Raw genomic sequence first — 23,961 nt, forward strand, 5'->3', positions numbered from 1 at the left:
AAGCCATTACTTTGTAGTGGCTTTTTTTTGTGTCAAAAATTAAAGTTTCACACTTAAAAGAGCTATAAATAAGACGGTTAAGAGATAAGCAATTCCATAAACAGTACCAAAGCTTAGAGCTATAATAATACAGAGTATCAAAACCCAAAGTGGTACCAAAGTAATACTTAATGCAAATCTAAATGTAGCTATAAATTCAACTTCTTTAATTTTTGGCTTTATAGAGAACTTCCAAATAACATAAGGTGTAAATAAATTTAGAATTAACAGCGCTTTAAAGAATTGTTTTCCCCCGCTTTTTGTTTGTTTTTGCCTTGTTTTGCAGTTTTTAAAATTAGAAGCAATACATTTATTTGTAGCTTTTGGATCTAAAAAATTGACATTTAAGGCTTTTAGTTTTGTAATGGTTTTATCATAAACAGCACTGTCAATATGTGTGGTTAGACCTTTTATTTTATCCTGTACGGTTTGTTTTAGAGTAACAACTTCTTCATTTGAAAATTCAGAAACTAAAGGTTTTGCCGGCATAGGTTTTCCGTAATACAAAGCTACACTATCTCCGTAGGTTGACCCCTCTAGATAATTGAGACCAATTGGCACCAATTGTAAATCTAAATTTGGATAGCTATTTAAGGTTTCGAAAATAATTCTAGTAAAGCCTTTGCTTAATGGTCTTACCGTTCTATTTATATGATGATTCCCCTCTGGAAAAAGAGCTACTGCTTGATTTTGTTTAAGCTTCTCTGTACACGTTTGAAATATATAATTGTTTTTACTTATAGTACTCCAACCATCTCGAACCCGATATACAGGAAGCATATTGACACTATGAAGCAACTTAGAAACTAAAGGTTTTTTAAAGACACTAGCTCTCGTTAAAAAATAAGAAAACCTCCCCGATGTTGTAGCAATTAATAACGCATCTATTAATGCATTTTGATGATTAGACACAAAAAGAATGGGTTTGTTTTTAGGAATAGTGTCTTCTTTAACTATAATTATCTTTTTATAATAAAAAAACAAACCAAGTGTTAAATACCCCTTTACTGTATGTAGCCAAAGTTTTTTCAAGAAATTTCGAGTATTTTCTTGTCTTTGTAAGACCAGTAATAAGAAATAGCCAAGCCGGAAATAATATGCCAAATTCCCCAAAAGGCTGCTAAAATTGCCATTCCTCCTAAACCATTAAAAAAAGTAAAAATTAATAAGAGTCCCAAACCAGAATTTTGAATTCCTGTTTCAATAGCCAGTGTTTTTTGATTTTGGAAAGACAGATTGAATGCCTTTGCCACTGTAAATCCTAATAAAATAGCTAAGATATTATGAAGTATACCTATACCAATAACATGATGCGCATATCTATTAAATACGTCTATATTCTTACTAAATGCCAGAATAACTATAACTACAAAAACAATTATAGAAAGAGGTTTTAAACGTTTACAAATTAAAATAGCTAGTTTTTCATTTTTTGCTCTTAAGAGCATTCCTAACATTAACGGAATTCCCAGGATTAAAAGTACAAGCTCTAAAAGTTTAATAGGGTTTAATTGCACTTCCTTTAAAAGCACTGATGTTGGTTCGTATAAATAACCATAAAACTGAAAATTGAAAGGCGTCATAAAAATGGCTATAAAAGTTCCAATAGCAGTTAAACTAACAGAAAGTGCCGTATTTCCATTTGCTAAATGAGTCATGAAATTTGAAATATTTCCTCCAGGACAGGCAGCAACCATCATCATTCCAAGTGCAATACTTGGCTCTGGTTTAATAAGTAATATAAGTAAAAATGTAATAAAAGGTAATAGTACAAATTGTAATAAAACTCCAATTAAAACCAATTTTGGTTGTTTAGACAGCCTTTTAAAATCGCTTGGTTTTATTCCTAAAGCAACTCCAAACATAATAACAGCCAATGCAATGTTTAGAATTAAGAGTCCTCCACTATCAAAATTAATTTTTACCTGGTCTAATTCATTCATATATTATTGGACTGTAGATCCATTTTGTACTTTTATTTCTGGGTTTAAAAGAATAACCTCATTTTCTTTAACTGCTCCTAAAACTAAACAATCACTCATAAAATTAGCTATTTGTTTTCTTGGAAAATTAACAACAGCTACTATTTGTTTATGCAAAAGATCTTCTTTTTTATATAAAGTAGTTATTTGAGCAGAGGTCTTTTTAATACCTAAGTCGCCAAAATCAACTTTTAATTGATATGCTGGTTTTCGGGCTTCAGGAAAATCGGATACTTCCAAAATGGTTCCTACCCGTAGATCTACTTTTACAAAGTCTTCAAATTCAATAATTTCACTCATTTTTATCAGAAATTGGCAGATTAATAATTCAGTTGAATACATAAAAAGTACCGCAATATAAGTATATCCAACTAATTCTAATTGATTTGGAATACTGATTATAAAATTGTAATTTAAATTTTTGACTAAAATAAAGACAATATGGCAAGAACCCCTTCAAGCATGCTTCCTTTAGGTACAAAGGCTCCTTCTTTTATTCTAATGGATACAGTTTCTGGAAATAACTATTCTTTAAAAAATTTAAAAGGATTAAAGGCTACAATCGTTATGTTTATATGCAACCATTGTCCTTTTGTACAACATATTAATAACGAAATTAGCCAACTAGCTAAAGATTATAAAAGCAAGGGTGTAAATCTAATCGCTATTTCTAGTAACGATGTTGAAAATTACCCACAGGATTCTCCTGAGAAAATGAAAACCAATGCTTTAGAACAAGATTTTATATTCCCTTATTTATACGATAAATCTCAAGAAGTAGCTCGGGCCTATAAAGCTGCATGTACTCCAGATTTTTACGTTTTTAATCAAAATTTAGAATTGGTTTATAGAGGACAATTAGACGATTCCAGACCCGACAATGATATTCCTGTAACTGGAAATGATATCCGACACGCCTTAAACTGTCTAATAAAAAACGAAGAAAACACAAGAAGTCAAAAACCTAGTATTGGTTGTAATATAAAATGGAAGACATAAGTTTTAGTTTTTAGTTGTCGCCTTAAACAGCGTAAACTCAAACCGCTTAAAATTTAAATAATTAAAGAATAAACAGGTACCGTTAATAAGCTATTTGTTCTTTTCCTCGATCCACTTACTCATATACTTGGTGCTTTGCATACTTTGATGCTGAAGTATTTGCCCGGTAAAATTATGAGTCCGGTGATTTTCCAATTGCTTTGATATTTCTTCAATTCTATTTAGAAATTCCTTTTGAAACTGATTTTTCTGAAACCGCTTATTGATTATATCAAAGCCGTTTTTCTGCTTTTGCATCCAAAGATCTTTATCTCTATATAAATGCACACATTTGTCCGCAAATTCCTGAGAGTCATCTTCTATAAAGCCATTTGGCTCAAGTTTCCCATACATTCCCTCTGCTCCAATATTTGTTGTAACACAAGGCGTTCCATTTTGCATAGCATCTACCAACTTTCCTTTTAATCCCGCACCAAAACGTATGGGAGCCACACAAACTTTTGATTCTTGCATAGCTTCCGAAACATCTTTTGCAAAACCCTTAACTAAAAAACCTTCCCGTTCATTATGCAACTGAGTAACTTTTTGAGATATATAGGCACCAAAAACATGTAGTTCTGCTTTAGGTAATTGTGTCCTAATTAAAGGCCAAATAGTTTCTTTCAAATATAAAACGGCATTATAGTTAGGTTCGTGAAGAAAATTACCAATACTTATAAAATGCTGTCTAGATTCAAAACCAGGGAGTTTTTCAATCTCGGAAGTTGAAATTTTCTCTAATAAAAAAGGCAAATAACACAAAATAGTTTTGGGCACTTTAAACTTTAATTCTAGAAAGTCCATTTCAGCTTCAGAAATAATTAAATTTAAATCGCATCTATATATACTCGCTATTTCTCGTTTTGAAGTGTCGTTAAATAAATAATTTAAACCAAAAGCCTTATTTGCCTTTAAAGCCAGTTGTCTGCCTTTACGCAATCCGTGTAAATCTTCGGTGTCGAGAATTCTTAAAGCTTGAGGACATTGTTCCACAACTCGCCAACCAAACTGTTCTTCCATCATAAACCGATCGAATAGAACAATATTGGGATTTATTTTTTTTACAAAAACATCAAAACTAGAACTGTTTAGTTCTATTGGAACTTGCTTCACTCCTATTTCTTCCAGGTTAAAAGCATTGTCACTTTTAGCACAAGGACTTGCAAAGGTAATATTGTATTTAGCTGTTTGAAATAATTTAATAATTTGCAGCATCCTACTTCCTGCAGCAGAACTTTTGGGTTCTGGCCAAACATAACCAATTATTAAAAGGCTTTTTGCCACGAATTTATTATTGTTTTTAGGTTGAAACTCATAATTTCCGAATAAATATAACAGAGTTTTAAAATCGGTCCAAATGTAAATAAAAACTATTAAGTACTTAAGCAAACTTACTATTGAAAACGACTATTGTGGTTTTGGCATTAAACTATATTTAAACCTCACTTGTTTTGCCCATTCTACCATTTCCAGAATTTCAGAATCTGAAAGCTTGGCTTCCTGATGTGTCCATGTATAAGAAGGCAATGGCATTTCTTTTTCTTCAATCATCTCTATAAGTTCATCAAATTTATGATCCTTTTTCTTTACAGACAAGCCTTCCCAATTAGACATATTAAAATGCTTTTTTCCATGTTTTACATGATCTGCCATCCAGTAATTAATAGGAGTTATATTATTATACCACGGATATTTTGTAACATTTGAATGGCAATCGTAACAACTTTCTTTTAAAATAATTTTAATATTTTCTGGCGGATTAGTTTCAGATAAAAAAGGTTCTAAAGACACCAAATCACCTTTATTCTTTTCCGGGCCAAAAAATTGAGCAACAACAAATACAATTAGCATTACTAATAATATTTTTTTTGTAGTTTTCATTTTTGAATAATTTCAGAAAATAAAAATAAGTATTTCTTGTGACTAAAGACCAACTTTATAATGAATTAAATTTCGTGAATCATACGCGAGACAAGCGTTTGAAGTATGCTAATTTAATTTTAGACACACCAGAATTACTTCCTAATTTATTGGATATTCTATTTGATGTAGACGATAAAACATCTTGTAGAGCAGCTTGGGTCTTAGAGTTTGTATGCGCCGACAACTTAGAATTACTACTTCCTTACTTGGATGTATTTACTGAAAATATTAATAAGGTGCATTTAGATCCAGCAGTAAGACCAATTGCAAAAATATGTGAGTATTTAGCAAAAGCATATTTTTCTAAAACAGCGAATAAGGTACAATTAACTTTAACCAATAAACACAAAGAGCTAATTGTAGAAACTTGTTTTGACTATATGATTAACGATGAAAAAATAGCACCCAAAGCATATTCTATGAACACACTTTTCCTCTTTGGAAATGAATTTGATTGGATTCATCTAGAATTAATAACAATTATAGAACGGGATTACCAGATACAGAGCTCGGGTTTTAAAGCACGGGCAAGGCAGATTTTAAAAAAGATTAAGAAGTAGTGCATTAGCTATAAAATTCACAAATCTTAAATCGACTATAGAAAATGATTTCATTATCTTTGCATCTTTAAAATTTGCATTGAAAATTAATTTAAAATGCACAAAAACTAACACAACACATGTCTTTAACATCTTTAAATGCTATTTCTCCTATCGATGGTCGTTACAGAAATAAAGTAAACGAATTAGCGCCATATTTTTCTGAAGAAGCCTTAATTAAATATCGAGTTCAAGTAGAAATCGAGTATTTTATTGCACTTTGCGAAGAGCCTCTACCTCAACTTGAAGCTTTTAACACCAATTTATTTGATGATTTACGTGCTATCTACAAGAATTTTACAGCTATTGATGCGTCTGCCATTAAGGAAATTGAAAAAGTAACTAATCACGATGTAAAAGCTGTTGAATATTTTATAAAAGACAAGTTTGATGCTTTAGGCATTTCAGAATATAAAGAGTTTATTCATTTCGGATTAACATCTCAAGATATTAATAATACGGCTATCCCTTTAAGTATTAAGGAAGCTATGAATGCTGTTTATGTGCCGGAGTACATTATTCTTCATAAAAAATTAAAAGATCTTTCTAAAGACTGGGCAAACATTCCAATGTTAGCCAGAACCCACGGACAGCCGGCTTCTCCTACTCGTTTAGGAAAAGAAATTGAAGTGTTTGTTGTTAGACTTGAGGAGCAATTTAATTTATTAAATGATATTCCAAGTGCTTCAAAATTTGGAGGTGCTACAGGAAACTTTAACGCCCATAAAGTGGCATATCCAAATATAGACTGGAGAGCTTTTGGTAAGAATTTTGTTCAGGGAAAATTGGGTATGCAACATTCATTTCCAACCACACAGATTGAGCATTACGACCATATGGCGGCTCTATTTGATTGCTTAAAACGCATTAATACTATTTTAATAGATTTAAATAGAGACATTTGGACTTATGTGTCTATGGATTATTTTAAGCAAAAAATTAAAGCTGGAGAAGTTGGTAGTTCTGCTATGCCACATAAGGTAAATCCGATTGATTTTGAAAATAGCGAAGGAAATTTAGGCATTGCCAATGCTATATTTGAACATTTATCTGCTAAACTTCCTATTTCTAGGCTACAAAGAGATTTAACAGACAGCACGGTTTTACGTAATGTTGGCGTGCCGTTTGGACATACTTTAATTGGATTTAAATCTACTTTAAAAGGTTTAGGGAAATTACTTTTAAACGAAAGTAAATTTGCTGAAGATTTAGAAAATAATTGGGCTGTTGTGGCAGAAGCAATTCAAACTATTTTACGTCGAGAAGCTTACCCTAATCCTTATGAAGCTTTAAAAGGATTAACTAGAACCAATGAGAAAATTAATCAAAAGTCTATTTCAAATTTTATTGATACCTTAGAGGTTTCAGAAAGTATTAAAAAGGAATTAAAAACCATTACTCCAAGTAATTATACTGGAATATAAATATGAGACTTACAGACAAACAATCTTTACTAATTTGTGCCATAGTAGCATTTGGATTTTCTGTTTTAGGAATTTTAGGTGCTTTGGAAAATTATGTGGTTGTTGGAATTTTGCTCTTCCTTTTTATATTAGTGGTTTATAATTTAGTTAGTAGCAAACATCTGTTTGATAAAGATGAAGAGCCTCTAGAAAAAGAGGATACAATTCTCCATCAAGATAAAACTTTATAAAAACAAAAATGGCTTCTAAATATAGAAGCCATTTTTGTTTAATGAATGATACTTTTAATTAAAAAAGCCTAAAACATCTTCAAATTGAGAACTATCGATATCTGCTTTTTGTACAGCATCCACAAGAGTTGCCATTTTTTCTGGACGCATATTGCTTCCTAAAACTCTAACAATACCAAAGCCCATATCTTTCGAGCTGGTGAATACAATAAACTCTTCGGCTGCATCATCATCACCAATATATTTGACAATTACTTTCGCAGTTTTATCGTTAAATTCAATCAGTTCAATATATTTTTTATTACTTAAAATAGATTTTACTTTAGCAAGCTCTTTAGTGTAAACATCTTGATTGCTATCCGTAATTTTAAATCCTAAAAAGTTGAGTCTTTTTACCGACTTATAAGCTTCCTTCTGCTCTTCAGTTAAAGAAGTTTCATCTAATTCTACAATAGTTGTAGGAATATCGGCTGAAATAAAATCCGGAGTTTCTTGATGATCTACAAAGTATGTCTGTAGAGACTCTCCATTATTACAACTTACTAGCATGATGAGTGCTAGTAAGCTGAATAGTGTTGTTTTAATTGAAGAATTCATAAGTTTTACTTTTTGTTTTTCTTATCTAAATGCTCACTACCTTGAATGTTCATTTTCTTTGTAAGTTTAGAAATTTGGTTTAAATCAATGTCACCCGTTAAAGACACAACTACCGTTTCAAACTCACGTTTTTCGCCATTCATATTTACCTCTAAATCTTTTGTAACAGCACTTAGGCCATCTACAAACATTAGAAATTCACTTACATGGTCTTCGTCTCTTCCTTCTTTTACATAAAAGGTCATATTGACACCATTGTCTTTAACCTCCATGAGTTCTTCCAAAGCATTTTTACGAGATTGCACCCATTTGGATACATCTCCAGAAATAGTTTTATTACCAGTTGTAATAACTTTAAAGCTGGTTATACTATTTACCATGTCTATATATTCTTGTGCTTCAGGATCGTCTGTATTAATATCCATTTTTGCTAACATTTGAAACATTTTTGGTTTAATAGACACATAAGTTACTTCCGGATTATCGCTGTATTTCGAAAAAATATCCTGTGCCATGGAAGTTAAAGGCAATAACATAATTGCCATTAAAAAGAGAATTGCTTTATTTTTCATTTTTCTAGTTTTAAATTTATTATTCGATTTCATTTTAATTATTTTTTTAAGTTTCCTAGCAAGTATTATACCTGAATTGGATGGGTTTATTTAAAAATTATTTTTGTTTTAGTTTCCATTTCGTCCAAATAACCAACCTTAGACATTCCTGCATCTAATTGATCCAGATAACCCAGTTTTTCAGTTCCTTTATTTAAACTATTAGAAATTAGTTCTAGAGATTTAACCACTTCGTTATACGCGGTCATTGGATCGTCGAAAGTTCCTAAATCGTCTTCTTGTTGAAAGATAGGTGTATTAAAAAAGATGCCTAATAATAGAATTGCTACTGCTGCTACCGAAATCCACTTATAACTTATAGTTTTCTTAGATTTTAATGGAACAGTTTTAGTAAAGGTTTCTTTTTGGTTTACCGTAAAGTAAGTAAACATAGGTTTGTAAATCTCTAAATGTGTTGCAACAGTTTCTTGCGAAAAATAGTTTTTTAACTCTTGCTCCTCTTTTAAAGTTGTTTCGCCGTTTTCGTACTTTTCAAGTAAGTTTTCTATATTATTTAGCTCCATAACTATGTGTTTTAGTTAATTGTTCTCTTATTGATTTTCTTGCTCTGGACAAAGCCACTCTTACTGCCGTATTTTTCATGTCTAACATTTTGGCTATTTCATCCAAATCGTATTGTTCTATATCTCTTAATTGAATAATTATTTTTTGCTGTTCGGGTAAATTCTCAATAATTTTTGCTACCCAATTGACACTATCGTTTAATTCAATCTGTTTTTGTAAAGACGTGTTTTTGTCTTGATAATTACTATGTACAATTTTTAAGTTTTGCGCATGTTTGGACTTTAATTTATCCAAACAAAAATTCTTGGTCATCGTCATAGAAAATGCTTCCACATTTTTATACTCTTCAATCTTTGTTTTATTATTCCACAGTTTTAGCAAAATTTCTTGTGTCGCATCCTCTGCTTCTTCCCTCGAAACCAATAATCGTTTTGCTAAACGAAAGATTTTGTCTTTAAAAGGTATGACAATATTTAAAAATTCTGCCTGTGTCATAGTTTTGTTTGGATTGTAACAGCTGGTTTATGTCTGTCTATTATTACGACGATACATTTGTTGTTTTGTTACAAAAAATTTTTAGTCTAAGATAAAGTAAGTACTTTTATTCCGATTACTCTGAAGTAAAAGTTCTTTTATGAAAATCAAACATTTAAAATTTATTGGTCTATTATTAGTGTCTTCACTCCTTACTGTTGGGTGTTTTGAAGATCTTGACGACCATCCTGCTGCAACTAAAGATTTAAACAATTTTGTTTGGAAAGGTCTAAATACCTATTATTTATATAAAGATAATGTTCCTGATTTAGCAAACGATAGATTTTCTACATCTGAATATGAAAATTATTTAAACAGCTTTTCTTTTCCTGAAGATTTATTCGAAAATCTCATTTACCAAAGACAAACTATTGATAGGTTTAGTTGGATAACAGACAATTATATTGAATTACAGCAACAGCTTAACGGAACAACTTATAACAACGGCATGGAGTTTGGACTAGTTCGTTTTTCAAATACAAGTACTGAGGTTTTTGGATATGTCCGTTATGTGTTACCAAATACAGATGCTGAAAGTAAAGGCATAAAACGTGGAGATATATTCCACGCCATAAATGGTGTTCCTCTAAATATAAATAACTACAGAGACTTATTAAGTGCTAATAATTACACCATAAATTTAGCTATATACAACGATAATGGCACAACAGAAACAACTGACGATTCTATAGACCCAATCAATCAAAGTGTAAATCTAAGCAAGTCTCCTTATACCGAAAATCCTATTTTTATAAAACAAGTGCTAGAAGTGGCCAACCAAAACGTGGGTTATTTAATGTACAACGGTTTTACAAGAGATTTCGACATGCAACTTAACGATGCCTTTGGGTATTTTAAATCTCAAAACATCCAAAACTTGGTCCTGGATTTACGTTATAATTCTGGAGGTTCGGTCAATACGGCAATTCTCTTATCCAGTATGATTACCGGGCAATTTACAGGACAGGTTTTTAATACCAATCAATGGAATAGTGAGATTCAATCGCAATTAAATCCAGGTTCTTTAATAAATAATTTTGTCAATAATGATGATGGAACTTCGTTAAACAGCCTAAGTTTAGGAAAACTATATGTTTTAACTAGTAAAAGTACAGCCTCGGCAAGCGAATTGGTAATTAATTGTTTGAATCCGTATATTGAAGTTGTTCAAATTGGAACAAGTACTACAGGAAAATATCAAGCGTCTATAACTCTTTACGACTCGCCAGATTTTAGTGGCAGAGATGTTAACCCAATTCACACCTATGCCATGCAACCTTTGGTTTTAAAAACATCTAATTCCATTGGAAATACAGATTATAACGATGGCCTTTACCCAACAATTCAGGCTAAGGAACGCTATGGACATTTAGGCGTTTTAGGGGATCCAGACGAAACACTATTAGCCATAGCTTTACAACAAATTACGGATGGTGGCAGAATATCTATACAACCACCTAACTCTATTGAAGTAATTGGAGACAGTAAAGATTTTACTTTTACCAAAAACAGAATGTATATAGATTAGAAATGAATAATTTCTACTGTATTTTTAATTTATGACAGCTTACAAAACCTACTTTAATTGGAGTACTGGAAAAGATTCTGCCCTGGCACTTTATTACTTATTACAAGATAAAGGTTTTAGTGTTGATAAACTAGTAACAACCGTTGAGCACAAGGCTGAGCCAACGCTCGGCAGGCACATTTATTTTTTGCCAAACCACGCCATCAAACGCACAAAAAAATAAAAGAGCCTGCTTTCCCACTCTGTAAAACAGGACTTACAAATAAGAAACAAACAAAAACTAATTTTCAACTTACTCGTCGTATTTTCATTTTTTCGCGTTAACACTTCTTAACACTATATAACACTGATTAACTATTTTTTGGCTTGTATATGCTTTGCTTTGTTTTATATAAACAATTAAATTAAAATTTCATGAAAAAATTAGTAACCCTTTCGATGTTAGGACTTATGTCTGTAGCGGTATTTGCCTCAAATGAAGGAAGTACTAAAGGCTTTTTTGAAGCAAATTTAGAGCACACAAACAGTGCAGAAACTCTTAATGCCGTAAAAGCACAAATTACTGTAAATTGTGAAGACGGTTCTTCATACACTGTTAGTTGTGATAGTTGCACTACTGGGCAACTTATAGATATTGCATGGACTTTGTGTAACTAAACTATCTACCCTTCTCGGTTGAACTGAGAAGGATTTTTATACAATTAAAAACAATCACAGTATTATGAGATATTTAATATTTTTCTTCCTTGTTACATTAACTGATATCTGTAGTGCCCAGAATAAGGGCATTGTTTATTATGGACATATAGAAAGCCCTGGAAAAGGTGGTCCTGCCGGGTTGGACTTTAATGCTTATTTGGTCTTTGACAAGACTGCTTCCTATTATGTAACTGCAAAAGATTCACTGGAAAATCAAGCTGAATTAGAAAGGCAACAAACCAAAGAAGTAAATGGAACAACCCAAATGTATGTGGGTAAGCATACATTGCCACAAGGTAAGCAGGTATATTATAACCGCCACAAAGACAGCCTTTGGTGGAACAAAAAGTATAAAGAACCTGTTTATGGTCGTGAAAAAAGAGATAGAATCAATTGGAAATTAGAATCCGAAACCAAAACCTTTGGAGGACTTACTTGTCATAAAGCTACCGGAGTTTTCAGAGGGAAAACCTATACTGCTTGGTATACAAAAAAAATACCTTTGCCATACGGGCCTTGGAAACTACAGGGACTTCCAGGGATTATACTTGAAGCCTACGATGAGAAAAAGGAAATGTACTTGTATTTTAAATCAATAGAATATCCTACACCACAGAACCTATCAATAGGGCCAGTTGTAAAACCCAAAGAAGACAGCAATTACAATTGGATTTCACTTAACGAGTACAAAAACTTATTAGAAAAATTAGTCGAAAGAAACAAAACGAAAGCCATACTGATTGCCAAACAAATAGGTGGAGATGTAACCGTAGATTCAGGAGGCATTGAAACATTAAGCGTTGAGCTTTTTAATTAAATTTCGATTTTTTTTAAGTTTTATCAAACCCCATTTGCTTATGGGGTTTCATTTTTACAAGATGCCTCAATGAGATCTATATTACCTCTTATATTCCTTTTCGTAACTATCCGTATTTTGGGGCAAGATATCAGCGTTTCGGGCTCAATAACTAACCATCAACTTCAACCTATTGAAAGTGCTCTTGTATTAGTTAAGAGCCAAAATAATGATGTTTTGAGTTATACATATAGTAATGAAAAAGGCTTCTATCTGTTAGAATTTGAAACAGACACCGTGCAATTATATTTGATCGAAGTTTCAAGTTTGGGCTATACTACAATTAAAAGGGAAGTAGAGATAAACAAACCCACTCAGAACATCAACTTTAAAATGGAGGAGCAAATGGAGTCCTTAAAAGAAGTTGTAGTAGAAGCACACCAAAAAATTAGGATAAACGCTGATACTACTTTTATCAGGGTGTCCCCATACACCACAAAAACAGAAGAAACTGTTGAAGATGTTTTAAGGCGGTTGCCAGGAATAGAAATTTTACCCGATGGCAGTATAAAAGCCCATGGAAAACCTATAGAAAGCCTGTTGATAGAAGGAGAAAATATTTTAGGAAAAAACTATAAAATTCTATCCAAGAATTTGGATGCTAAAACATTGGAGGAAGTCCAAATTTTAGACCATTACGAAGAGAATCCCATTTTCAAAAACCTGTCAAATTCAGAAAAAGTAGCCATAAACCTAAAGTTAAAAAATGATTTTAAAAATATTTGGTTTGGCAATGTTTCTGCAGGTTATGGATTTAAAAACCGTTATCAAAGAGCAATAACATTAGGTTTGTTGAAAAAGCGGATAAAACTGCTGGAATTTAGCAATGGTAACAACATAGGGGATAAAGCAGCGAACCTTTTGAGCAATGATGAAATCGTGATTGATTTATCTCAAATGTTTCAACATATAGAGAAGAAACCATTTTTGGTTTTTTCAATCGATGAGCAGGAAAACAATGTGTTTAATAGTAGGAGTAGTTTCAACACGTCCATGCTTCATTCGCTTGGCCTGTCTTCAAAAATAAGCGAAAGGTTTACCGTTAGAGGTTCTGCAAATTTTGTTTATGACAAAACCACACAAGACTATCAAGCCATTACCCAATATAATACAGGGGAGAACTCGACTACATTTTCAGAAACAAATAACTATCAAAATAATAACCAGGCTGGTTCAGGAGAATTAGAACTAAAATACATTCCTAACTCAAAAAATTACCTAACTAATATTATTAAATATACCTTTAATCCTCAAAAAGCATTTAATGGCATAATCTTAGGCAACACAAATGTATTGCAACAAAACGATGCTTTTTCAGAAACATTTTATAACCATTTAGAACACACCTATCTTTTAACGCCTAATACAGCATTGTATAATTATCTTTATTTAGGCTATGGCAGTTCAAAGGAAAGCGTAAAAATTGAATACCCAGTCCTAAATGATTTTTTAGAAATAGAAAACCCCGAACCTGTTTTTCAGGATGCTTCAGATAAGTTTAATTATTACGGTTTGCAAAGCACCTTGCTTACTAAACGAAGAAAATGGGAAAACCAGTTGAAGTTTTACGCCCATATGGAAAATGAAAATGCTTCAAGCAGACTTTTTACTAAAAACCAAAATGATTTTGAAGATTATACAAATAACCTAAAAATCGATAATAATTTTGTTTCGGTATCCAATGCTTTTAAATATAAACTAAAACAAGATAATTACATAAGAGGCAGCTTTATTTTTACCCAAGATTGGTTTAATAAAAATAACTATTTACTAAAAAGTGCCTCTCTCACTTTTAGACAAAAGTTAAAAAATATTGGAGACATTAGGATAGGCTACAATTACAAAGAAGATTTGCCAAAAACACCAATGCTTCTATATAATTTTGCTTTAAACTCATATCAAGGTTTCGAAAAAGGAACCAATAAAATTACCAAATTGAAAAGTTCAATTTTTTCATTTAATTACAGTTTTTACAACGATATTAAAGGGTTCTCTGTTAATAGTTCTGTATTGCACACAATTACGCATTTGGGTTATGCAACCAATACATCTATAAACAATAATTTCATTTTCGTCGATTTGTTACCTTATTCTGGAGGAAGTAATACTTTAGCCAATGCCAGTCTTACCAGTTATTTTAGTAAATTAAAAATAGCCACCAAATGGGAAACTAGTCAAAGTTTTATAGAATCCCCTCTTTCTGACGACGGAGAAGAAGTATTTAACCTTAAAAATTATTCAGGAAACTATGCTTTTTCTGCAAGCTCTTATTTTAACAAATGGTTTAATTTTTCAGGTGGGTTTTCTTATAAGTTTTCTTCTTCAAAAGTAGATAGGGAATCGAATTCTTTTAAATCAAAAAAGGTTTTCTTAGACTTAAATATTAAAATTTCAGAATCATTAAAAGCCACTGTAAATAATGAGTCTTATTTATTGGAAAATGATACATATCTTTTTTTAAACGCAACCATTACCTACGAGCCTCAAAAAAGCAGATGGTCTACAAGCTTATACTTAAATAATTTATTTAATGAAGAAGATTATCTGGTTGAACAGATTAGCTCATTTATGTCCTATCAAAAACTCATTAAGTTAGCGCCTGCATATGCACTTTTCAGTATAAAATATAGATTTTAGCCTTGTTGAAATCACACTACAAACTTGTAGCCAACTCCTCTAACATTTAAGATTTTGATAGTTTTATCTTGAGATAATTTTTTTCTTAATTTACTGATAAATACATCCATACTTCTAGCAGAATAAAAAGAGGTGTCTCCCCACAATTGTTTTAACACTAAAGAACGCTCCACAACTTTATTTTTGTGTTGCAACAAAAGTAACAGCAGTAAACTTTCTTTACTAGTAAGGTCTTCCTTATTTTCTTCTTTATATTGAAGTGTTTGCTTTTTAGAATTAAACTTATAATTACCTATAACCATGTCTTTTTCTCCATGAGAAACCATTTGTTTATTGTTCAACAAATTTTTAATTCGCGCAATAAGTTCCTCTATACTAAATGGTTTTTTTAGATAATCATTACCACCAGTATTAAATCCTTCAACAACGTCATGAGGTTGTGATTTTGCTGTTAGGAAAATTATTGGCGTTTCCTCATCTGTTTTCCTGATGTGTTGCGCTAAAGTAAAACCATCCATTTTTGGCATCATGACATCAAGCACCAAAATATCTGGTTTTTGAGCCCTGTACAATATAAACGCCTCATCTCCATCATGGCATAGTTGTACGACAAAACCTCTAGTTTCAAGACTTTCTTTTACAATTTGACCAAGCGTTATTTCGTCTTCTGCAAATAAAATGGTGTGCTCTTTATTCATTCGTTTGGTATTGATATTATAAATGTTGTTTTGTTATCCTTAAAAAACACTTTTGCCATCCCATGATGTTTTTCCGCTATTTTTTTAACGTGATACAACCCGACTCCATAGCCCTTTACTTCGTGAAGATTACCGTGGGGAACACGGTAAAATTTATCAAAAACTTTTGCTCTTTGTTCTTTATTCAGGCTATTTCCATTATCGCTTACAGCAAGGGTAAATTCTTGAGTATTTTCAACTAAAATTTCAATTTGATTTCCTCCATATCTTATAGCGTTGTCCAACAAGCAACCCAAGGCATTCCCTAAATGAAATGGATCTATAAACGTCTGGTTTTGGATGACTTTAGACACCTCCATTACAATCTCTTTTTCAGAGTTCAACTTGTAATTTTCAACAATTGGAGCTATCCATTCTTTTATGTTTATGGTTTGCCTGTTTAAGTTCCAGTCATTAGTATCTAAAAAGGCTGTGTCCATAAGTTGATTTACCATTTTTTCCAACTTTCCCAATTGTTGGTTAGAATAGTCCAAATATCTGTTGGTTTTTTCAAGATCATTGGAATCATTAAAGTATCGGATGCTTTCCAGTGCTGTTCCAATGATAGCAATAGGTGTCTTGAACTCGTGGGAAATGTTGCTAATCAAATCATTTTTTATTTCAGAAAGTTGTTTTTGTTGCTTTACTATGTACAATAAATAAAACAAGGCAAATAGAATGATTATTACCAATAAAAATGATAAAATAATATTGATCAGACTTTTTTTAAGGATAACCTTAACCGCATTGGGAAACAACATTTCAATTTTTTCTCCTTTTTTCAAATAAGTGGATTTCCCCTTTGTAGAAAGATGTTTAGAAAATATAGCTCCTCTATGTGATGTTGCAAAAAGTGTGTCCTGCTTGTAATAATTTAAGGTATAAGGAATAGTATATTCTTTTCTATCCAATTCATTGTCCAGAAAGACCTTTAGCTTTTTAAAATTGATGGAATCCTTGTTTATTGATATATTTATCATTTTAACATTTGCAGTAGAGGAAAGGCTCTCATGTATTTTGTCGTCTTTAAAAACTGAAATGTTTTTCGGTTCTCCCTTCATAGAAATAGCCCCCATAACCTTCTTTTCTATAGATAGATTAGACGGTCTTTCCAGGGAATCTGTTGGAACAATTAAGGTGATGTTTTTTTGCTCGGAAACCTTTATAAAATAATTGTCAAGAGCAACATCCAATGATTGTTGCATTTCCCTTTTAAAATTTGAACTGTTTTTTTGGAAATCAATATAACCTGAATACAATTGCACTGCTATTGTAGCTAGAATGGCAATAGTTAATAAATATGGTATTCGACGATATAATTTTTGCATAATCAAATCAAAGGTAGTGTATTATTATTTTTAGAAAAACAAATATGGTGATAACTGTCCATAACAACAACTTCAAATTCACGCAAGCACAACCCGTTTTTACCAGCGTAAAAAGCCATCCCTCAATAAACGGGAAGAGCTTGCTAATTTAGGTCGTCTGAAGAAACTAACGGCTGAATTGCAAGCTGTACTCAGAAAACCCAGTGCTCAACAATGGCTATAAAAAACAGCTAATTAATACTTAACTTAAACTTTTTGCTATATTTATAACGAAAAAGATTGCTCGGAAAGGTCAGCGTGCACTTGCACGCCACTTTTCATCGCCAAAACCATAAACAGCGCTTTTAATCGGGTGTCCATGCATGGCATTAGAATTTCCTTATTGGAAAAACAAGTTGCAGCTTTAGGAATTCCTCTTTCGCTAATAAAACTTCCAGAACAACCCAGTATGGAGGATTACAACCGTATTATGACCCAAGCTACAAATCAACTTAAAAAAGATGGTTATAGTTATGGGGCGTTTGGCGATATTTTATTAGAAGATTTAAAACAATATCGTGAAAAACAATTAGGAAATCAAGGGATAAAAACGGTGTTTCCACTTTGGCAACGAAATACAAGCGAATTAATGCAAGAGTTTCTTGATGTAGGCTTTAAGGCAGTTGTAGTTTGTGCCGATTCAAAACATTTTTCGGAAGATTTTGTTGGAAGAACGTTGGACGAAGATTTAATTGCTTCCCTTCCAGAGGTAGTTGATCCGTGTGGCGAAAATGGCGAATTCCATACTTTTTGTTTTGATGGTCCTATATTTAAAAATCCTATAGAATTTGAAGTGGGAGAAAAAACCTATCGCGAATATCCAAAACCGAATTCTACCGATGCTGCTTCAGGGTTTTGGTTTTGCGATTTACTTGGATAACCATAAAAAAATGCCACTAATCTTAATTGGAGATTAAGGATATAGCGGCATCTAATACAAATAAAATGTTTTACTAAATTTTATATTTCAGTAAAAACCCGATACTTTAATATCGAACAAAAAACTAATTAAAATAAATTTTTGAAGCGATCAGTCCTACTTCAAAAGTATGAATTACAGATTTCGTGTTTAAATCATAAACAACCAAATCGCTTAAAGACACAAAGTCTTTGGCATCTGTAACATATAATTTATCATCTTTCACAGACATTCCATAAGGGGAAATTGCACCTAAGTTAATTATTGATGTACTAGGCAATGAACTGGCAGAGTCGCTTAACTCAAAAATCTCATTTCCAGACTGGTAATATACTTTTCCGTTTGTATATCCCATAACGCTTGGATGTACGCCATTGGCAAAAGTCAAAGTTTCAACAACTGTATTGGACGATAAATCTATTTTAGAAATAGACGCAGGGGTTTCATCACCTGTCCAAGCAGCTTTGCCTTCACATAAAACTACTAATTGTCCACTATTATTAATAATCATTTCATCTGGAACATCATTAACTAGAATAGTAGAAACATCAGAATTTGACACATTAATTACAGAAACTATATTATTAGAGCCATATCCTCCTTTATGAGATACATATAACTTATTTCCAACACTTAGTATTTGCTCCGGTCCTTCTTCTACCGGGATAGTATCAATTACCGCATTGGTTGCTAGATCTACAACTGCAATAAAATCATCTGTAGAATCTGTAGGATCTCCCCAATTTGTTACATAACCATTTCCTCCGGCAAAAGCTATAAATCTTGGTAGTTCCAACCCAGCAGAAATTGTTGCTTCTTTTATAAAACTATATCTATTTACTACATGGATATTATTGTTGTCAACAACCACATAGGCATTATTGTCATTAATTCCCATAGATTGCACATAAGTTCCTAATTCTTCAGCATTAACATTAAAAAACACATTGGTTTCTGAAGTAGAAAAGTCATTAGAAATAAAAGACACCGAACCTGAAAGTGTACCACCTTCTGCACTAACAAAAATTCCATTCTCATAATCGCCTAAAGCAACTGGAGGATTCACAAAATTGTCATCGTCGTCACTACAAGACGTGGTTAGAAAACCAAATACTAAGACTAAAGTTAAAAATTTAAATACGTTTTTCATTTTTTTAAAAATTAAGGTTTATATAAAAGTTATAATTAATTCCAGGCATATATCTATTTACTACTGCCTGATAATTGACATTAAAAAGATTCTCAAATTGAATTCCTACAGTGTAATTAAGGTGTTTTCCAAAGGCATATTCTGCTCCAGCATTCGATAATAAATAAGCATCTAAAACATACTTTGGATTATTATCTGATAATGTAAACACTTCTCCCACATATAACATTTGGTAATATGCAGACACACGTTTGTATTGATAATTCAAGGAAGCCGTAGCTTTATGGTAAGGCACATAAATTAGCTGCTTTTTGGTTTCTTTATTCTCAGACACGGTATAAGCATAAGTGCTTCCTAGAGATATTTTATGAGCTTGAAATTGTTGTTCAAACTGAAATTTAGCTTCAAGTCCGTAACTTAAAACCTTATCGGTATTTATAGGTGTCCATATACTTCCGTTAGGAAGCCAACGAATCATATTTTTAATGTCGTTATAATACGCTACCACAGAAAAAGACAATTTGTTAAACTTTAATTCATTTCCTAGTTCTATCTGGTAGGATGTTTCTGGGTTTAACTCCAAGTTTCCACTTCCAAACCAATACAAATCGTTGTATGTAGGTATTCTAAAATTCTTAGAACCATTAATATTGATACGATAGTTGGGAGTTACACGATATTGCAATCCCAGACTATACAGCAAAGGACTTTCATAATTATTAGTAAGTTCTTTTCTAAGACTGGCTTCGTATAAAAACTTATTAAAGGTTTGCTTAAACAATAAACTGAAACTAGAAATAGTTCGTTCATTTTTAGCAATATCAGAGCCTTCTCCCGTGGTAGTTTTTAAATCTAAAACACCTTGTAAACTAGCATTTTTAAGAATCTTATAGTCTAACTGATACTTTCCTATAAACGATTTTGCATCTCCAAAACTAAAGTTCTCCTTTTCTATATTCGGGAAGTATTTATATTTTTCTGTTATATGTGCCAGGCTCATGGTAGAAATAAACCTCCCATAAAAACCTTGCCATTCTAAAAGGTTTCTAGTATTAAAATCTTGATATTTTGTAGGAGTTTCCGAAGGAAAAATTAAAGAAAAATGACGGTCGGAATCAAACAAATAACTGTACAGCTTTACAACATTCTTATTATTTATTTTGTAACCAACATTTGCAGAAAATGTAGCATTATAAAATTGACCATTTAAATTAGTTTTATCGCTGTCTACGTACGGATAATCGTTTGAGGAACTTGTTCTACTTAAGCCTATTTCAACAGAAAATTTATCTGTAGATATGCTTCCATTATAGCTAAGATCTAATGTATTAAAGCTACCATAATTAGCGTAAAGTTTGTTTTGGAAACCAGAATTAAATTTCAGATTATTATTTAAATGTACCGAACCACCAATAGCACCACTTCCATAGAGCACAGAGCCACCTCCACTTCTAACTGTAATATTATTGAAGTTTCTAATATTAATGGTATTAAAATCTGTTTGCCCATTAAATTGTGAATTAATATTAATCCCATTCCAAATAACGGCTGTTTGCTGCGCAGTTGTCCCTCTAAAAGATGGAGACGACACCATACCTAAACCATTTTCCTTAAAGTAAATAGAACCATTATTATTGAGCAGTTGTGTTAAAGATGAAGCGCTTCTTGTTAAAACACTATCTTTTAAAACACTTGTGAGCTGCGTATCTGAAAACGTTTGTAGATAGCTATCAGATTTTAAAACAATTTCGTCAAGTTGTTGTATGGAGTCCAGAGGCGACTGCGACCATGCCACAACACCTATATGTAATACCAGAAAAAAGCTAAAAACCTGTTTCATATCCTTAAAGTTCTTTTCCCGAAAACTTTTAATTTAAGTTGATAATCATGGCAGGTCTCCTGACTTGTTTTATGCTATTGAACCTTCCCAGCTTTTATAAACCAGTGGTTATTGAAGTAATAGCCTCTCTAAAATGAGATACGTTTAATTAAGACGTATAAACTTACAGTTGCGGGAACAGTCCAAGAATGAAGATTAACGCATATTGGTTTTTGATTTTATGAACTACAACATATAATTCAACAATCGCTTTTTAACAAGCATCAATCTTTTCACTTGATTCCCTTTTAATCGACTATTTAGTCGAACCAAAATTCTTTACAAAAATAGATTAATAAAAATGAATTACTCAAAGAACTTTAGAAAATTATTTTTTCTTATTGAGTTTGTAGATAAGATAAACGAAGCCAACTAAAAAATGGAAGATTATTATTCCTGCTACTATATATATTGTTAAATTTGACCCGTCTCTCATGGTTTTAATTTTTACAAATTTAAAACTTTGAGCATTCTTAGAAAGTTACAAATGTTACATAAATTATGATTTCTAGATATTTTTTAATTGGTCTTTTTTTTCTACTATTTAATTGCAAAGACAAAGAAACCCGTACTTCTTTAAAACTAGATGTGGCAAAGACAGAATTAGCCCATGCCAAAGGTTTCGAGATAAAACACCACGAGAATTTTACGAGCTTAATTATAAAAAGTCCTTGGCCAGAATCTAAAAAAACATATCATTATGCTTTGGTGCATAAAAACATGGCTTCAAAAGTTACCTTAAACAAAGATAATTTCGATGGTATAATTACTGTTCCTATTGAAAAAATGGTGGTTACTTCCACCACGCATATTCCAGCTTTAGAACTTTTAGAAGTAGAAAATACACTTATAGGATTTCCTGGAACCGACTATATTTCTTCAGAAAAAACAAGAGCCAGAGTTGATAATGGTTCCATTAGAGAATTGGGCAAAAACGAAGGTATAAATACCGAAGTTTTATTAGAAATACGTCCGGATGTTGTTATTGGCTTTGGCATGGACAATAACAATAAATCTTTCGATAATATTAAAAAAGCTGGAATTCCTGTGATTTATAATGGCGACTGGGTGGAACACTCTCCCTTAGCAAAAGCCGAATGGATCAAGTTTTTTGGTGTGTTATATAATAAAAGAACAGAAGCTGATTCTATTTATAATACTATTGAAAAAAATTATTTAGAGGCAAAAGCTTTAGCTTCAGACGCAAAAAACAAGCCCACCGTTTTAAGCGGCGCCATGCACAAAGACATGTGGTATTTGCCAAATGGCACAAGCACCGAAGCTCAGATTTTAAAAGATGCACATGTAGATTATTTATGGAGTGAAACCGAAGGGGTTGGCAGTTTATCTTTAAACTTTGAAGTGGTTTTTGAAAAAGCCAAGAATGCGCAATTATGGATCAACCCTTCGTATTACACTTCTTATGAAGCACTAGAAAAAGCCAATCCGCATTATACAAAATTTGAAGCCTTTAAAAATAAAAACATGTACACTTTTGCCAATACAAAAGGAGCTACCGGAGGCGTTTTGTATTACGAATTGGGTATTGCCAGACCAGATTTAGTATTAAAAGACATTATTAAAGTTTGTCATCCAGAACTATTAGAAAATTACACACCCTATTTTTTTAAACCTTTAGAATAATTGCCAAAAACAAACACATATACTTTTTCTTTTATAGCATTAATCCTTTTATTGATTATATGCTTTTTCTTGAATATTAGTTTGGGTTCTGTTTCCATTCCAAATTGGGCTATTTTTAAAAGTTTCTTTGGAACCTTAGAACATGAATCTTGGTCATACATTATTCAGGATTACAGACTTCCAAAAGCATTAACAGCAATTTTGGTGGGCTCTGGTTTAGGAATTTCAGGCTTATTAATGCAAACCTTATTCCGAAACCCCTTAGCCGGACCATTTGTGTTGGGTATTAGTTCTGGAGCTAGTTTAGGAGTCGCATTAGTTATATTAGGCGCTGGTATATTTGGTGGTGTTTTTGCATCTTTATTAATCTCTAAATGGAGTATTGTTATTGCTGCCAGCTTGGGTAGTTTTTTAGTATTACTTGCTGTATTAGTGGTTTCATCTAGGGTAAAAGACACCATGGCTATTTTAATTATCGGACTCATGTTTGGAAGCATTACAGCTGCAGTGGTAAGTGTCCTTTCCTATTTTAGCTCGGCCGAACAATTACAACAGTATATTTTTTGGGGCTTTGGAAGTTTGGGAAATTTATCTTGGAACGAACTTCTTATATTTTTTATTATTTATTGCTTCGGAATTTGTCTAAGCATCATTTCCATAAAAGGTCTAAACACCTTACTTTTAGGAGAAAACTACGCAAAAAGTCTGGGATTAAACATCAAACAAAGTCGTTTTATAATTATTATTGCAACTAGTTTATTAGCAGGAACTATCACGGCTTTTGCCGGACCTATTGCTTTTATAGGTTTGGCAATTCCACATATTACAAGACAGGTTTTTAACACCTCCAATCATAAAATATTATTACCGGCAGTGTTTTTATTTGGAGCTATTATCATGCTAATTTGCGATAGTATTGCACAAGTTCCAGCAAGCGACTATACCTTACCTATAAATGCCATAACATCTTTAATTGGAGCTCCGGTAGTTATTTGGTTATTGGTAAGAAAACGTAAAATGATTTTTTAAATTATAGATTAAGA

General features: G+C 32.1%; 24 protein-coding genes, 1 pseudogene and 1 riboswitch. Of the genes and pseudogenes, 12 read left to right on the plus strand and 13 right to left on the minus strand.

The features are described 5' to 3' along the window. Positions 1–39: 39 nt before the first annotated feature. The 3 genes from OS188_RS06155 to OS188_RS06165 are packed head-to-tail and all read right to left on the minus strand — an operon-like array spanning position 40 to position 2,321. The gene (locus tag OS188_RS06155) at positions 40–1,071 is read right to left on the minus strand and encodes a lysophospholipid acyltransferase family protein (RefSeq protein ID WP_267147953.1); all 1,032 of its coding nucleotides are present in this window, start codon (positions 1,069–1,071) and stop codon (positions 40–42) included. Continuing rightward, entirely contained in the window at positions 1,068–1,982 is a 915-nt protein-coding gene (locus OS188_RS06160; protein ID WP_267147954.1) for a bile acid:sodium symporter family protein, read from the minus strand. Before OS188_RS06160 ends, OS188_RS06155 begins: the two co-directional genes overlap by 4 nt. 3 nt (positions 1,983–1,985) lie before the next feature. Next, complete coding sequence (locus OS188_RS06165) at positions 1,986–2,321, minus strand: tRNA-binding protein (RefSeq protein ID WP_267147955.1); 336 nt, start codon at positions 2,319–2,321, stop codon at positions 1,986–1,988. Positions 2,322–2,462: 141 nt separating this feature from the next. On the opposite strand from OS188_RS06165, the gene OS188_RS06170 reads away from it, so the two are divergent. Further along, positions 2,463–3,020 (plus strand): thioredoxin family protein, encoded by a 558-nt coding sequence (locus tag OS188_RS06170; protein WP_267147956.1) that lies wholly within the window; start codon positions 2,463–2,465, stop codon positions 3,018–3,020. A gap of 90 nt (positions 3,021–3,110) precedes the next feature. Here OS188_RS06170 and OS188_RS06175 read toward each other — a convergent pair whose 3' ends face one another. Further along, the gene (locus tag OS188_RS06175; protein WP_267147957.1) at positions 3,111–4,343 is read right to left on the minus strand and encodes a glycosyltransferase; all 1,233 of its coding nucleotides are present in this window, start codon (positions 4,341–4,343) and stop codon (positions 3,111–3,113) included. A 123-nt stretch (positions 4,344–4,466) separates the two neighbouring features. Beyond that, positions 4,467–4,940: a heme-binding domain-containing protein gene (locus OS188_RS06180; protein WP_267147958.1), complete on the minus strand. Its 474-nt coding sequence runs from the start codon at positions 4,938–4,940 to the stop codon at positions 4,467–4,469. A gap of 74 nt (positions 4,941–5,014) precedes the next feature. On the opposite strand from OS188_RS06180, the gene OS188_RS06185 reads away from it, so the two are divergent. The 3 genes from OS188_RS06185 (at position 5,015) to OS188_RS06195 (ending at position 7,235) form a co-directional block, all read left to right on the plus strand. Beyond that, a complete protein-coding gene (locus OS188_RS06185; protein ID WP_323370448.1) occupies positions 5,015–5,542 on the plus strand; it encodes an adenylosuccinate lyase in 528 nt (175 codons plus the stop codon). Positions 5,543–5,661: 119 nt separating this feature from the next. Then, on the plus strand, positions 5,662–7,005 hold the full coding sequence (gene purB / locus OS188_RS06190) for an adenylosuccinate lyase (RefSeq protein ID WP_267147960.1): 1,344 nt from the start codon (positions 5,662–5,664) through the stop codon (positions 7,003–7,005). Between the two features lie 2 nt (positions 7,006–7,007). Next, positions 7,008–7,235, plus strand: a complete 228-nt coding sequence (locus tag OS188_RS06195; protein ID WP_267147961.1) for a hypothetical protein — start codon at positions 7,008–7,010, stop codon at positions 7,233–7,235. Positions 7,236–7,289: 54 nt separating this feature from the next. Here OS188_RS06195 and OS188_RS06200 read toward each other — a convergent pair whose 3' ends face one another. The 4 genes from OS188_RS06200 to OS188_RS06215 form a co-directional block, all read right to left on the minus strand. Continuing rightward, entirely contained in the window at positions 7,290–7,832 is a 543-nt protein-coding gene (locus tag OS188_RS06200; protein WP_267147962.1) for a GFO_1091 family lipoprotein, read from the minus strand. A 5-nt stretch (positions 7,833–7,837) separates the two neighbouring features. Continuing rightward, positions 7,838–8,404, minus strand: coding sequence for a GFO_1090 family protein (locus OS188_RS06205; protein WP_267147963.1), 567 nt, complete (start codon positions 8,402–8,404; stop codon positions 7,838–7,840). 86 nt (positions 8,405–8,490) lie between these two features. Next, a complete protein-coding gene (locus OS188_RS06210) occupies positions 8,491–8,967 on the minus strand; it encodes a PG0215 family putative anti-sigma factor (RefSeq protein WP_267147964.1) in 477 nt (158 codons plus the stop codon). Continuing rightward, entirely contained in the window at positions 8,954–9,463 is a 510-nt protein-coding gene (locus OS188_RS06215; RefSeq protein WP_267147965.1) for a GFO_1088 family ECF-type sigma factor, read from the minus strand. Before OS188_RS06215 ends, OS188_RS06210 begins: the two co-directional genes overlap by 14 nt. Positions 9,464–9,602: 139 nt before the next feature. Between OS188_RS06215 and OS188_RS06220 the strand changes: the two genes are divergently transcribed. The 5 genes and pseudogenes from OS188_RS06220 (at position 9,603) to OS188_RS06240 (ending at position 15,222) form a co-directional block, all read left to right on the plus strand. Continuing rightward, positions 9,603–11,030: a GFO_1087 family putative carboxy terminal peptidase gene (locus OS188_RS06220; RefSeq protein ID WP_267147966.1), complete on the plus strand. Its 1,428-nt coding sequence runs from the start codon at positions 9,603–9,605 to the stop codon at positions 11,028–11,030. A gap of 31 nt (positions 11,031–11,061) precedes the next feature. After that, positions 11,062–11,175, plus strand: a pseudogene (locus OS188_RS06225) (ATP-binding protein); the annotation flags it as partial. Positions 11,176–11,444: 269 nt separating this feature from the next. Beyond that, complete coding sequence (locus tag OS188_RS06230) at positions 11,445–11,687, plus strand: hypothetical protein (RefSeq protein WP_267147967.1); 243 nt, start codon at positions 11,445–11,447, stop codon at positions 11,685–11,687. 64 nt (positions 11,688–11,751) lie between these two features. Then, the gene (locus tag OS188_RS06235) at positions 11,752–12,546 is read left to right on the plus strand and encodes a GLPGLI family protein (protein WP_267147968.1); all 795 of its coding nucleotides are present in this window, start codon (positions 11,752–11,754) and stop codon (positions 12,544–12,546) included. Between the two features lie 69 nt (positions 12,547–12,615). After that, positions 12,616–15,222: a carboxypeptidase-like regulatory domain-containing protein gene (locus tag OS188_RS06240; RefSeq protein ID WP_267147969.1), complete on the plus strand. Its 2,607-nt coding sequence runs from the start codon at positions 12,616–12,618 to the stop codon at positions 15,220–15,222. An 11-nt stretch (positions 15,223–15,233) separates the two neighbouring features. Here the strand turns inward: OS188_RS06240 and OS188_RS06245 are convergent, their stop codons facing one another. Both OS188_RS06245 and OS188_RS06250 read right to left on the minus strand, forming a co-directional pair. Further along, on the minus strand, positions 15,234–15,920 hold the full coding sequence (locus tag OS188_RS06245; RefSeq protein ID WP_267147970.1) for a response regulator transcription factor: 687 nt from the start codon (positions 15,918–15,920) through the stop codon (positions 15,234–15,236). After that, on the minus strand, positions 15,917–17,287 hold the full coding sequence (locus tag OS188_RS06250; protein ID WP_267148082.1) for a sensor histidine kinase: 1,371 nt from the start codon (positions 17,285–17,287) through the stop codon (positions 15,917–15,919). Before OS188_RS06250 ends, OS188_RS06245 begins: the two co-directional genes overlap by 4 nt. 358 nt (positions 17,288–17,645) lie before the next feature. On the opposite strand from OS188_RS06250, the gene OS188_RS06255 reads away from it, so the two are divergent. Next, on the plus strand, positions 17,646–18,206 hold the full coding sequence (locus tag OS188_RS06255) for a Dph6-related ATP pyrophosphatase (RefSeq protein ID WP_267147971.1): 561 nt from the start codon (positions 17,646–17,648) through the stop codon (positions 18,204–18,206). A 124-nt stretch (positions 18,207–18,330) separates the two neighbouring features. Here the strand turns inward: OS188_RS06255 and OS188_RS06260 are convergent, their stop codons facing one another. Further along, complete coding sequence (locus tag OS188_RS06260) at positions 18,331–19,395, minus strand: YncE family protein (RefSeq protein ID WP_267147972.1); 1,065 nt, start codon at positions 19,393–19,395, stop codon at positions 18,331–18,333. A 4-nt stretch (positions 19,396–19,399) separates the two neighbouring features. Continuing rightward, positions 19,400–21,235: a TonB-dependent receptor plug domain-containing protein gene (locus OS188_RS06265; protein WP_267147973.1), complete on the minus strand. Its 1,836-nt coding sequence runs from the start codon at positions 21,233–21,235 to the stop codon at positions 19,400–19,402. Positions 21,236–21,267: 32 nt separating this feature from the next. After that, positions 21,268–21,563: riboswitch (cobalamin riboswitch) on the minus strand. Positions 21,564–21,862: 299 nt separating this feature from the next. On the opposite strand from OS188_RS06265, the gene OS188_RS06270 reads away from it, so the two are divergent. Both OS188_RS06270 and OS188_RS06275 read left to right on the plus strand, forming a co-directional pair. Beyond that, complete coding sequence (locus OS188_RS06270; protein WP_323370449.1) at positions 21,863–22,918, plus strand: ABC transporter substrate-binding protein; 1,056 nt, start codon at positions 21,863–21,865, stop codon at positions 22,916–22,918. Beyond that, the gene (locus OS188_RS06275; protein ID WP_267147975.1) at positions 22,919–23,947 is read left to right on the plus strand and encodes a FecCD family ABC transporter permease; all 1,029 of its coding nucleotides are present in this window, start codon (positions 22,919–22,921) and stop codon (positions 23,945–23,947) included. Positions 23,948–23,961 lie beyond the last annotated feature (14 nt).

The organism is Xanthomarina sp. F1114, from assembly GCF_026410255.1.
GTDB lineage: Bacteria > Bacteroidota > Bacteroidia > Flavobacteriales > Flavobacteriaceae > Xanthomarina.